The organism is Oryzomonas japonica (assembly GCF_008802365.1).
In the GTDB taxonomy this organism is placed as follows: Bacteria; Desulfobacterota; Desulfuromonadia; order Geobacterales; family Pseudopelobacteraceae; genus Oryzomonas; species Oryzomonas japonica.
Window position 1 is genome coordinate 1 of the sequence record NZ_VZQZ01000004.1, and the last position, 11,316, is coordinate 11,316.

Below are 11,316 nucleotides of genomic sequence, written 5' to 3' on the forward strand. Positions count from 1 at the left end.
AATGAAGATCGATTCCGCAGTACAGTTTCATAAGGCACCTCCTGAGCTTAGAAGATTGGACTCTTAAAAGCATATCAGGAAGTTTGAACCTCCTCGATAATTCAGGAGGTGCCTTTTATATGATTATCAGACCTACACAATTGACACATATAAAATGTGTAGGTCTGACACCCTTATAACTCTTTAACTTTTAAAGAGATGGAGCACCACCTATGAAGTTTATTTGTGTCGTTCTTATATCAATTGCGGTCACATGTGTAAGTGGTTGCGTAAGCCAAAATTATTTTGGCGCAACTGTTAACAAGAATCAAGGAGATATCGCTGTCTATAGGCCCATAAACAGTAAATATGAGAAGGATCTCAACGCATTTGGGGAGAATTGTACTAAAGCTTTTCTTGAGGGTAACACAGAAAAATTAATGACATTATCATCTGGCGAAATGAGAAAGCTCATCAAACCAGATGAACTCAAAACTTCAATACTTAGCCTAAAAAATAAATATGGACTGCAAAATAATTATGCTATTCAGAAGCTACATGGAATGTCTTTTTGGCTTGATGAGTGGAATTTTAAGAATCAATACGAACTATATGAAATATTCATCAGCAGGTATTTAATATCAGGAAACCAAAAGACCTATCTTGTTTTATTTGTGACTCGAAGAGAAAACGACGAGCTTCGCCTTTGGGGTATTGAGTTGATAAATGATCAAGATCAAAAGGATATTTAACTGAAAGCACACAACATCAGCAAGTGGTTCTCACCGGTTTTTAGATAGCAGGGAAATTTCAAAGACAGGATACCCAGTCCACAAGGCGGCCAATCGGCCGCCTTTCTTGTTTCCCGAAACCTGATGTAAATAAAAAATTCGACTCTCACCCATCCCATGCACTTTTGGGGAAAGACACCGGGGTTGCGGCATGGACGCAATCCCGTTTTTTTGTTTTGATGGCCCTACGAAACACACCACGTCACGGGAGGCCGAATATGTGTGGAGGAGGAGCGCCCAGCGCGCCGGCGGTGACCCCGGCGCCGGAAGAGCAGGATGCCGGGGTGGTGGCGGCCAGGGATGCGGAACGCCTGCGCCGGAGGCAGGCGGCCAGCAACACGATCCTGACCGGAGCGCAGGGGGTGACCGCACCGGCGCCCACGGTCGGCAAGACCTTGTTGGGGCAGTAAACGTAAAAGTCAGAGAGAAAATCAACATCCGCCACAGAGACACGGAGACACTGAGAAAGGCGAAAGACTTGTTGGGGTAAAACCATAATCAAGAATCGTCGTTGTTTTTTGTATGCCTTGTTTCTGGTTTCCTCTGTGTCTCCGTGTCTCTGTGGCAGATTAGTCTTTTTGTTAGTAAGCACCGTCGCGACGACAGGAGCGCATTTCCATGGCTGAAGAATCGGTACGCGAGCAGGTCTCCAGGCGGCTTAATGAGCTGAAACAGGAGCGGAGTTCCTTTATCCCCCATTGGCGGGAGCTCACTGATTTCCTCTCCCCCCGCACCGGCCGCTATCTGGTCATCGACCGCAACAAAGGGGTCAAGGCCAACGACAAGATCATCAATTCCTGCGCCACCACGGCCCTGCGCACCCTCAAGTCCGGCATGCACGCCGGCATGACCTCCCAGGCCCGCCCCTGGTTCCGCCTGACCACGGACGACGTGGACATGATGGCTTCCAGCGCGGTCAAGCAGTGGCTCTTCGACGTGGAGAACAAGATGCGCATCGTGTTCTCCCGTTCCAACTTCTACAACGTCATGCCCCAGATCTACGGCGCGGCGGCGGGCCACGGCACGGCGGCCCTGGCGATCCTGGAGGACGACGAGACCGTGATCCGCTGCTACCCCTTCCCGGTGGGGTCGTTCATGATCGCCCTCTCCGGCAAACTCCGCTGCGACACTCTGTACCGCGAATTTCCCATGACCGTGCGCCAAGTGGTGCAGCAGTTCGGCCACGACCATGTCTCCAGCACCATCAAAACCCTGTGGGACCGGGGCTCCTACGAGCAGCCGGTGGAGGTCGTCCACGCCATCGAGCCGAACCAGGGGCGCGACTGCGCCAGGATGAACGCCAAGGACAAGCCGTTCCGCTCCATCTACTACGAGGCCGGGGGGAGCGACGACCGGCTGCTGCGGGAGTCGGGCTTCGACGAGTTCCCGGTCATGGCCCCCCGCTGGGACGTGGAGGGGGACGACGTGTACGGCTATTCCCCCGGCATGGACGCCCTGGGGCTGGTGAAGGGGCTGCAATTCTGCGAGAAGCGCAAGGCCGAGGCGCTGGACAAGCTGGTGCGCCCCCCCATGCTGGCCGATGCGTCGTTGCGCACCCAGCGCACCTCCATCCTGCCGGGGGACGTGACCTATATCGACAACCTGGGGGCTCAGCAGCACGCGGGGCTCCGCCCGGCCTACCAGTTCAACCCCAACATCGGCGAGATCCGCGCCGACATCGAAGCCATCAAGCGGGAGATCCGCACGATCTTCTTCGAGGACCTGATGCAGATGTTCGCCCTGTCCGATGCCTCCAACGTGACGGCCCGGGAGGTGGAGGAGCGCCACCAGGAGAAGCTGCTGGTGCTCGGCCCGACCATGGAGCGCTTCGGCGAGGAGTTGTACGACCCGGCCATCGACCGGACCTTCGCCATCATGCTGCGCCGGGGGATGATCCCCACACCGCCCCGGGAGTTGCAGGGGCAGGCGTTGAAGATCGAGTACATCAGCGTCATGGCCCAGGCCCAGAAGCTGATCGGCACGGCCAACATGGAGCGGGTGGCGGGGTACATCGGCAACCTGGCCCGGATGGATGCGGGCGCCGTGGACAAGCTGAACATCGACGCGGCCATCGACGAGTACGCCAGCATGCACGGGGTGCCGCCCAACGTGATCAATTCCGCCGACGCGGTGAAGGGGCTGCGGACCCAGAAGGCCAAGGCCCAGCAGGCGCAGCAGATGGCGGCGGCCGCCCCGGCCATGGCGGATGCGGCGCAGGCGGCCAAGACCCTGAGCGAGACCGGCGTGGGCGATACCAACGGCTCGCCCGGTTTTACGGCATCGCCCCTACCACATGCAAGGAAACGGCAATGGCACAGCCAAAGGGCAGGAAACAGGAACTCCTGGACCTGGACAGCCTCATGTCCATCCCGGCCGGGCGGCGCTTTCTCTGGCGGCTCCTCACCCAAAGCGGGGTGTTCCGGTCGTCGTTCTCCACCGATCCGTTGGTGATGGCCATGAACGAAGGTCAGCGCAATGTGGGGCTTAGGGTGGTGGGGGCAATCATGGCCGCCTGCCCGGAGAAGTACATCGACATGATGCGCCTTGGCAAGGGGCCTGGAGATCAGGAGGATGAAGATGCTCGACACATGGCTTAGAAGGATTGCGCTGTCCCCGCTGTTCCTGCTCATGGGGGCGGCAGGGGAGGCCGGGGCCGCAGGGGCGGGAGACGCCCCGCCCGAAGGCGCGCCCGCTCCCGGAGCGGGAGCCGCTGCGGAGGAGGCTGCCCCGGAAGGGCACGAGGCCGACGATACGGCAGGGGAGCGGGAACCTGCCCCCGGCGCGGATGCGGCGGGAGCGCCGGAGGAGTACGGGGAGTTCACCATCCCGGCGGAGGCCCAGGAGATGGAGTTGGTGGCCGAGGCGCTGGAGGCCTTCAAGCCGGTCGCCCAAGAGATGGGGCTGCCCCAGGAAAAGGCGCAGCTCCTCTTCGACCGGCTCCTCACCCAGGTCCATCCCCGCATGGAGGCGCGGCGCCTGGAAGCCTGGAACGGCATCGTCACGGGATGGGCCGATGCGGCCCGGGCGGACCGGGAGATCGGCGGCGAACGGTTCGCCCACAACGTGGAGGTGGCCCAGCGGGCGCTCAACACCTTCGGCACCCCCGAGCTCACGGCGGCCCTCAACCGGTTCGGCCTGGGCAATCACCCGGAACTGATCCGCCTCATGGTCCGCATGGGGAACGCCATGCGCGAGGACAGCATCGTCCTCCCCGGCAGCCGTCCCGGCGGCGGCAAACGGAGCGTGGCCGACCGGCTGTACGGCGGCGGGGAATGACCGCAGCTCGAAAATGCCGGGGCGACCCTGCGGGGGGAAATCATGGGACCCTATCGTTCCCATAACTCCCGGAAAATAGCCAGTATTGCAACCAGTCAGCACCGCCATTCCCTGAAATGAAAGGAGAGCATCACCATGGCAGTTATCGGCAACAAGGGGGCAACCCTCATCGATGTGGCCAACAGCCTCGATCCCGACGGCAAGGTGGCCGCCGTCGCGGAACTGCTCAACCAGACCAACTCCATCCTGGAGGACATGCCCTTCAAGGAATCCAACCTGGAAACCGGGCACCGCTCCGTGATCCGCACCGGCCTCCCCTCGGCCACCTGGCGCAAGCTGTACGAAGGGGTCCAGCCGTCCAAATCCACCCGCACCCCGGTGGTTGACACCTGCGGCATGCTGGAGGCCCGGAACCACGTGGACAAGGACGTGGCCGAGCTGAACGGCAACACCGCCGCCTTCCGCCTCTCCGAAGGGGTGGCCGAGGTGGAGGCCATGAACCAGACCATGGCCCAGACCCTGTTCTACGGCGATTCGTCCCTGAACCCGGAGCGCTTCAACGGCCTTACCCCCCGCTACAACACCCTCTCCACCGCCGTGCCGGTCTCCCAGAACGTCATCAGCGGCGGCGGCACCGGCTCCGACAACACCTCCATCTGGCTCGTGGTGTGGGGCGAGAACTCCGTCTTCGGCATCTACCCCAAGGGGAGCAAGGCCGGGTTGCAGCACGACGACCTGGGTCTCCAGGACGTGACCGACGCCAACGGCGGCTTCTACCGGGCCTACAAGGACTGGTGGCAGTGGAAGAACGGCCTGGTGGTCAAGGATTGGCGCTATGCCGTGCGCATCTGCAACGTGGACGTCAGTAACCTGGTCACCGAGACCTCGGCCGCCGACGTGATCAAGCTGATGATCAAGGCGATCCACCGCATCCCGTTTTTGACCATGGGGAGGCCGGTGTTCTACGCCAACCGCACCGTGCGGGAGATGCTGGACATCCAGGCCCTGGCCAAGTCGTCCAACGTCCTGGCCATCCGGGAGGCGGCGGAGCAGTTCAAGACCACCTTCATGGGCATCCCCATCAAGACCTGCGACCAGTTGTCCCTGACCGAGACGGCGGTGGCATAAAACCCGTGAATTGTGAAACGTGAATCGTGAATAAAGGCGATTCCAAGATTTCACCATTCACGATTCACCGTTCACCATTCACGGTTTTAGAAAGGAGCTTCACATGATTCTCGACAAGACCCTTGAACTCAGCCTGGCCCAGGCCGTTACGACCACGGCCCTGTCTGCCAATGTGATCGACATCGCAACGGCCCGCAACATCGGCGCCGGGGAAGACCTGTTCCTCTACATCCGGGTCGGCGCCGCGGCTCAGGCTGCCGGGGCCGCCACGGTCAACTTCCAGCTGCAGACCGACAGCAGCTCCGCCATGGGCACGGCCGTCACGGTGCTGGATTCCGGCGCCATCCCCAAGGCTTCCCTGGGAGGGAACAGCGCCCTGAAGTTCAAACTCCCCTCGGCGGCCTTCAAGCAGTACCTGGCCCTGAACTACCTGGTCGCCACCGGGCCGCTCACCGCCGGGGACTTCTCGGCCTGGATCTGTTCGGATGCGCCGGACAATACCACCTACGCAAGCGGCTTTGTGGTCGGCTAGTAAAAAAGTTACCTCCACCCTTGCGGGGGAGGGCTAGGGTGGGGGGGAGGTTGCCATGGCATGAGCATGTGGCAGCTTCACCCACCCCCTGACCCCCTCCCGTCAAGGGAGGGGGGATCTTCCACGGAGGCCCCCATGCACGACATACAGCTCAACACGGCCACCAGCATCATGGTGCGCATGATCGATGCCATCGACCATGTCTCCGGGAAAACCGGCCTGACCCTGACGGTCGCGGTCTCCAAGAACGGCGGCGGTTTTGTTGCCACCTCCCCGGTGGTCACGGAGCGGGGCCTGGGCTGGTACAACATCGACCTGGCGGCGTCCGACTGCGACACCCTGGGGGAACTGGTGGTCATGGCCCAGGCCCTTGGCGCCGATCCGGGCATCAACTGCCTGTACGTGGTGGAATACCTGTCGGCGAGCATCTCCGAGGTGGCGATCTGCAACATGGCCCTGGCGCGCTGCGGGGTGACCCTGTTTATCGAGTCCGTGGGGGAGGCGAGCCAGCAGGCGAACGTCTGCAACCTCTTCTACGTGCCGGTGCGGGACCGGGTGCTCCAGGCCTGGCCCTGGCCCTTTGCCCGCAGGTACGCGCGGCTTCAGGAGCTGGGGTCGCCCCCCTCCTGCTGGCGGTACCGCTACCACTACCCCTCCGACTGCCTGAAGGTGCGGCGGCTCGTGCCGGACGGGGAGCGGGGGCGGGGCGCGGGCGCGCCGGTCCCCTTCGAGATCGGGGAGGCGGAGGCGAGCGCCGCCAGGGCCATCCTCACCGACCTGGAACTGGCCGAGGCCGAATACACCGCCCGGATCACCGACGTCGCCCTGTTCCCCGCATCCTTCACCTCGGCCCTGGCGTGGGCCCTGGCGGCGGAGATCGCCATCCCCCTGACCACGGACATGAACCGGGCGCAGCTGGCCCAGAGGATGTACGCCCAGGCCCTGCTGGAGGCGGGGGCCGACGCCCTGAACGAGGAACGGACCGGCGACGGGCCGGAGAGCGATTTCATCAGGGCGAGAAGGTAGAAACCGTGAAGTGTGAATCGCAAAACGTGAATAGTGAATGGTGAATCGTGAATAAAGGCGATTCCAAGGTTTCACCATTCACTATTCACCATTCACGTCTTTAAGGTTCCACCATTCACGCCTCTAAGGAGCTAAGCATGGGCACGGGCATCCCCCAAACCGCATTCACCGCCGGAGAACTGGCGCCGTCCCTGTACGGGCGCGTGGACCTGGCCCGCTACCTGACCGGGCTCAAGACCTGCCGCAATTTCATGGTCATGCAGTACGGCGGGGTGGCCAACCGCCCCGGCACCCGCATGCTGGGCGAGGTCAGGGACAGCTCCACGCGCTCCCGGCTCATCCCCTTCCAGTTCTCAGCTGCGCAGAGTTACGCCCTGGAGTTCGGCGACCACTCCCTGCGCGTGTTCATGGGGGACACGGGGGCACAGGTCGTTTTCCCTGCGGGCCATCTCCAGGCCGGCCAGCCGTATGAGATCGTCACCCCCTGGGGAACGGACGATCTCCCGCTGCTCAAATACACCCAATCCGCCGACGTCATGACCCTGTGCCACCCGAATTACCGGCAACGGCAGCTGTCCCGGCTCGGCCATGCGGATTGGCGCCTGGACGAGTTCGTCAACGTCAACGGGCCGTTCCGGGACCTCAATAGCGACGAAAGCGTCACCATAACCGCCTCCGGCACGAACGGCGCCATTACGCTCACGGCGTCGTCGGACCTCTTCACCGCGTCCCACGCCGGGCAGATGATGTACCTCGAGCAGTCCCCCGACAACTCGACCAGGAAGTGGGAGGTGCAGAAGGCCATTGCCATCAACGATATCAGGAGGGCGGGGGCCAACTACTACAAGGCGCTGACCGGGGGGACCACCGGCACGGTGAGGCCGTCCGCCACCGAGGGGACCGAGTGCGACGGCGACCCGGGGGTCAACTGGCTCTATCTCCATTCCGGGTTCGGCATCGTCAGGATCGATGCGGTGACGAGCGCCCGGAGCGCCGGGGCCACGGTGGTGAAGACGCTCCCCGCGAATGTCATGGCCGACACCGGGGCGGTCGGCATCACGAATATCGTGCTGTCGCCCTATATCGGGGACAAAGTCGCTCCGGCATTCTGGGTCCAGTGCTCCCGGGCCCACGGCTTCCCCAACCGGGCCTCGGTCACCATCACCGGGGTGGAGGGCATACCGGAGGCGAACGGCACCTTCGCCATCGTCCCCGCCGACCAGGCCAACGTTTTCGTCATTCCCGACATGACGACCGGCGGGTCCTATACCGGCGGGGGGACCGCCAATCTTTCGACCGCTCCCACCCCCTCCTACAAGTGGGCCTTCGAGGCCTGGAACCGGGACGACGGTTACCCGGGAGCGGCCGCCTACTACCAGCAGCGCCAGATCTTCGCGGGGAGCGGGGGCCAGCCCCAGACCCTCTGGGGGAGCCGGACCCAGGGGTACCGGGACTTCGGCGCCGGGGTCCCGATCCTGGACGACGACGCGTTCACCTTCACCATCGCCAGCCGCCAGGTCAACGAGATCCGCCACATCGTCGAGCTGACCGAGCTGTTGCTCATGACCTCGGACGGGGTCTGGACCCTCAAGGGATCACAGGACGGGGTGCTGACCCCGGCCAGCGCCAACACCAAGCGCCAGGGGGCCTACGGCTCCGCACACGTTCCCCCGGTCGCCATCGGTTCCAGCGCCCTGTACGTGCAGGCGGGCGGCTCCCAGGTCCGGGGGATCGGCTATTCCTTCCAGGACGACGCCTACATCGGCAAGGACCTGACCGTCATGTCGGCCCACCTCTTCCGGGGGAAGGAGATCGTGGCGTGGGCCTATCAATGCCTCCCCTGCTCCTGCGTCTGGGCCGTGCAGGACGACGGCTCGCTCATCGGCTTCACCTACCTACAGGAGCAGGAGATCGCCGGGTGGCACCGCCACGACTCCGTCAACGGCTCTTTCGAGTCGGTGTGCAGCGTGAGCGGCGGCAGGGAGGATTCCGTGTTCTTCATCGTCAGGCGCGTCATCGGCGGGGTGGTGAAGCGCTACGTGGAGAAGCTGGAAACGCGCTCGTTCGCCAGCATCAGGGACGCCTTTTTCGTGGATTCCGGCCTGACCTACGACGGCCGGAACCGGTCCGCAACCACCATGACCATCTCGGGCGGGGTAGGGTGGGACGAAACGGAAAGCCTGTCGCTCACCGCATCGACGGCGTTCTTTACCGCCGAAGACGTGGGTGACAAGGTGTCCTTCACCCATGACGGCACGGTCTGCAAGCTGACGATCACGGCCTTCACCAGCCCCTCCCTGGTGTCGGTAGCGCCGGACCGGGCCATCCCGGCCCCGTTCCGCGCCACCCCCTTCACGGCGTGGTCCCTGGAGCGCAACGTGTTCGCCGGGCTCGGGCACCTGGAGGGGCAGACGGTCGCCATCCTGGCGGACGGCAACGTGCACGCCCCGCGGACGGTCCGCATGGGCTCGGTCACCCTGGACTACCACGCCGCGGTGGTGCACGCGGGGCTCCCCATCACCGCCGAGGTCGGCACCCTCAACCTTACGGTGCCGGGGCAGAACATCCTGGACAGCAAGAAGCTCATCACCAAGGTCACCCTGGTCTGCGAGGCCTCGCGCGGGATCATGGTCGGCCCGGATGCGGCCCACCTGCGGGAGCACAAGGGCACGGTCCCCCTGGACGGCGGGGCCGCCCCCGCGGTCACCGGCACCTTCGAGGTGCTGATCCCGGGGGCCTGGGACAAGAACGGCGCCATCACGGTGCGCCAGGCCGACCCGCTCCCCCTGGCCATCCTGGCCCTGATCCCGGACGTGGCCCTGGGGGGGAACTGATGAATATACCGACTGAGGTTTGGGAAATCGTCAAGATCTGTCTGAGCGTGGGCGGGGCGTATGTACTGGTCAAAATAGACAGAAACCAGTCGGAACTGTTTTCGAGACTGCGGGAGATTGAGACGAGTTTTGCCAAATTGCAGGGAAAGTGCGATGCGACGCATGCCAAAAGCAAAGACTGAAATAGTTCCGGCCGGGGCCTGCCATATCCCGGCCATCGCGGAGCATGTGCGTGCGGCGGACCGGGCCGAGCTGTGGGCCGCGGCCCGCCTGACCCCGGCCGAGGGCATGGCCCGCGCCCTGGAACGTTCCACCATGGCCTGGACCGGGTTGATGGCGGACCGGCCGGTTTGCATGTTCGGGGTGGTGCCCTCGTCCATCCTGGGCAACGTGGGGCGCCCCTGGATGGTGGGCACGCGCCACCTGGACGAGCACCCCTTCGTGTTCCTGCGGCGCTGCCAGGGTGGCGTCACAACGATGCGGGAACGCTTCGACCGGCTGGAAAACCGGGTGGACGCGCGCAATGAACGGGCCATCCGCTGGCTTGCGTGGTTGGGGTTCGAGATCGGTCCGGCGCCGGAGAAGCTCGGGCCGTTCGGGCTGCTATTCTTTCGTTTCGGAATGGGAGGGGTGCGATGATACGACCGGCAACGACCGAGGATATCCCCGCCATGGCGGCGTTGGGCAGGATCTTCCACGCCTCCACGCGCCTGGCGGAACTGGCCCCCTACGACGAAGGCAGCGTGGCCGATCTGCTGAGCGGGATGGTCCGTGACGGGGCGCGGTCCGTGGTCCTGGTCATGGAGCGCGGGGGCGCGGTCGTCGGCGGTATCTGCGGCGTGGTGGTCCCGGCCTACTGGAACTGGTCCGTCCTGATGGGGCAGCAACTCGCCTGGTTCGTCCATGCGGAGCACCGGGGCGGTCGGTCGCTCCGGCTCTTGGCCGCATTCGAACAGGAGTGCGTCGCACGGGGGGCGGCGGTCATTGCGTCCGGCGCCAAGAAGGACGTCGCTTACGGGGGAATGGATGCGCTGTTGACGCGCCGGGGATATTTCGAGCTTGAAAGCATGTACCTGAAGGGGGTTTGAGATGCCAGCAGTCCCAATCATATCGGCGGTAATGGCCGTTGCAGGTGCCGGGGTAAGCGCGTATTCCGCCGTTGCCGCGGGCGAGAACGCCAGGGAAACGGCGGATTACAACGCCAAGGTGGCCGAGAACGCGGCCCGGGATGCCAATGAGCGGGGGGCCATCGCCGCGGCCGAGCAGCGCGCCAGGACGCGCCAGATGACCGCCCGCCAGAATGCGGTCATGTCGTCCGGCGGGCTGGACGCCTCCACCGGCACCCCCCTGGAGATCCAGACGGAGACGGCGGGCACGGGCGAGCTGGATGCCCTCAGGATCGTCAACAACGCCCAGCGCCAGGCGGCCGGCCTGAATGCCCAGGCCGATCTGGACCGGTTCAAGGGAAACGCCGCCCGAACCGCCGGGTATTTCGGCGCGGCCGGGAGCATCCTGGGCGGATTGGGGAGCGCGGCCTATTACGGGTCGAAGATGAAGTAGCATCTGAATCCGTGACGCCGGAACGGCTCCTCTCGCTTGCATGCCTCTGTCCCGGCATGGCCGGCAGCGTCACCTCCGTTGCGGAGTGCGGGCGGCTACGTTGGGATGGACTTCATGGGCGGCGATGGACTCCGGCATGTCGCTCGCTCCGCCGTTCCGGCATCACGGATTCAGACAGTTGTGCATCAAC

Annotated in this window: 12 protein-coding genes; all 12 read left to right on the forward strand. The window is 63.6% G+C overall.

Annotation, left to right across the window (positions count from 1 at the left end; all coding sequences use genetic code 11):
- Positions 1-212 precede the first annotated feature (212 nt).
- The 12 genes from F6V25_RS07465 to F6V25_RS07515 all read left to right on the forward strand — a co-directional run bounded on the left by F6V25_RS07465 (position 213) and on the right by F6V25_RS07515 (position 11,126).
- Positions 213-731: a hypothetical protein gene (locus tag F6V25_RS07465; RefSeq protein ID WP_151127989.1), complete on the forward strand. Its 519-nt coding sequence runs from the start codon at positions 213-215 to the stop codon at positions 729-731.
- Between the two features lie 257 nt (positions 732-988).
- The gene (locus F6V25_RS07470) at positions 989-1,180 is read left to right on the forward strand and encodes a hypothetical protein (protein ID WP_151127990.1); all 192 of its coding nucleotides are present in this window, start codon (positions 989-991) and stop codon (positions 1,178-1,180) included.
- Between the two features lie 208 nt (positions 1,181-1,388).
- Positions 1,389-3,221, forward strand: a complete 1,833-nt coding sequence (locus tag F6V25_RS07475) for a portal protein (RefSeq protein WP_151127991.1) — start codon at positions 1,389-1,391, stop codon at positions 3,219-3,221.
- Positions 3,131-3,367 carry a Bbp19 family protein gene (locus tag F6V25_RS17550; protein WP_476739187.1) on the forward strand — a complete coding sequence of 79 codons (237 nt, stop codon included), beginning with the start codon at positions 3,131-3,133 and terminating at the stop codon, positions 3,365-3,367. The genes F6V25_RS07475 and F6V25_RS17550 overlap by 91 nt, the downstream gene beginning before the upstream one ends.
- Complete coding sequence (locus F6V25_RS07480) at positions 3,348-4,046, forward strand: peptidase (protein ID WP_151127992.1); 699 nt, start codon at positions 3,348-3,350, stop codon at positions 4,044-4,046. The genes F6V25_RS17550 and F6V25_RS07480 overlap by 20 nt, the downstream gene beginning before the upstream one ends.
- 135 nt (positions 4,047-4,181) lie before the next feature.
- A complete protein-coding gene (locus F6V25_RS07485; RefSeq protein ID WP_151127993.1) occupies positions 4,182-5,174 on the forward strand; it encodes a major capsid protein in 993 nt (330 codons plus the stop codon).
- Positions 5,175-5,277: 103 nt separating this feature from the next.
- Positions 5,278-5,706 (forward strand): Bbp16 family capsid cement protein, encoded by a 429-nt coding sequence (locus F6V25_RS07490; RefSeq protein WP_151127994.1) that lies wholly within the window; start codon positions 5,278-5,280, stop codon positions 5,704-5,706.
- A gap of 135 nt (positions 5,707-5,841) precedes the next feature.
- Positions 5,842-6,732, forward strand: a complete 891-nt coding sequence (locus tag F6V25_RS07495; protein ID WP_151127995.1) for a phage connector family protein — start codon at positions 5,842-5,844, stop codon at positions 6,730-6,732.
- Positions 6,733-6,869: 137 nt separating this feature from the next.
- Complete coding sequence (locus F6V25_RS07500) at positions 6,870-9,566, forward strand: phage tail protein (protein ID WP_151127996.1); 2,697 nt, start codon at positions 6,870-6,872, stop codon at positions 9,564-9,566.
- 162 nt (positions 9,567-9,728) lie between these two features.
- On the forward strand, positions 9,729-10,205 hold the full coding sequence (locus F6V25_RS07505; RefSeq protein WP_151127997.1) for a hypothetical protein: 477 nt from the start codon (positions 9,729-9,731) through the stop codon (positions 10,203-10,205).
- Positions 10,202-10,654 carry a GNAT family N-acetyltransferase gene (locus tag F6V25_RS07510; protein WP_151127998.1) on the forward strand — a complete coding sequence of 151 codons (453 nt, stop codon included), beginning with the start codon at positions 10,202-10,204 and terminating at the stop codon, positions 10,652-10,654. Before F6V25_RS07505 ends, F6V25_RS07510 begins: the two co-directional genes overlap by 4 nt.
- Position 10,655: 1 nt before the next feature.
- Complete coding sequence (locus F6V25_RS07515; RefSeq protein WP_151127999.1) at positions 10,656-11,126, forward strand: hypothetical protein; 471 nt, start codon at positions 10,656-10,658, stop codon at positions 11,124-11,126.
- Positions 11,127-11,316: the final 190 nt, after the last annotated feature.

What these genes read in the sequence shown, in the direction of transcription:
- F6V25_RS17550 (WP_476739187.1), top strand. Translation starts at nt 3,131, where the DNA reads ATGTCCATCCCGGCCGGGCGGCGCTTTCTCTGGCGGCTCCTCACCCAA.
- F6V25_RS07500 (WP_151127996.1), top strand. Translation starts at nt 6,870, where the DNA reads ATGGGCACGGGCATCCCCCAAACCGCATTCACCGCCGGAGAACTGGCG.
- F6V25_RS07465 (WP_151127989.1), top strand. Translation starts at nt 213, where the DNA reads ATGAAGTTTATTTGTGTCGTTCTTATATCAATTGCGGTCACATGTGTA.
- F6V25_RS07515 (WP_151127999.1), top strand. Translation starts at nt 10,656, where the DNA reads ATGCCAGCAGTCCCAATCATATCGGCGGTAATGGCCGTTGCAGGTGCC.
- F6V25_RS07470 (WP_151127990.1), top strand. Translation starts at nt 989, where the DNA reads ATGTGTGGAGGAGGAGCGCCCAGCGCGCCGGCGGTGACCCCGGCGCCG.
- F6V25_RS07510 (WP_151127998.1), top strand. Translation starts at nt 10,202, where the DNA reads ATGATACGACCGGCAACGACCGAGGATATCCCCGCCATGGCGGCGTTG.
- F6V25_RS07505 (WP_151127997.1), top strand. Translation starts at nt 9,729, where the DNA reads ATGCCAAAAGCAAAGACTGAAATAGTTCCGGCCGGGGCCTGCCATATC.
- F6V25_RS07480 (WP_151127992.1), top strand. Translation starts at nt 3,348, where the DNA reads ATGCTCGACACATGGCTTAGAAGGATTGCGCTGTCCCCGCTGTTCCTG.
- F6V25_RS07485 (WP_151127993.1), top strand. Translation starts at nt 4,182, where the DNA reads ATGGCAGTTATCGGCAACAAGGGGGCAACCCTCATCGATGTGGCCAAC.
- F6V25_RS07475 (WP_151127991.1), top strand. Translation starts at nt 1,389, where the DNA reads ATGGCTGAAGAATCGGTACGCGAGCAGGTCTCCAGGCGGCTTAATGAG.
- F6V25_RS07490 (WP_151127994.1), top strand. Translation starts at nt 5,278, where the DNA reads ATGATTCTCGACAAGACCCTTGAACTCAGCCTGGCCCAGGCCGTTACG.
- F6V25_RS07495 (WP_151127995.1), top strand. Translation starts at nt 5,842, where the DNA reads ATGCACGACATACAGCTCAACACGGCCACCAGCATCATGGTGCGCATG.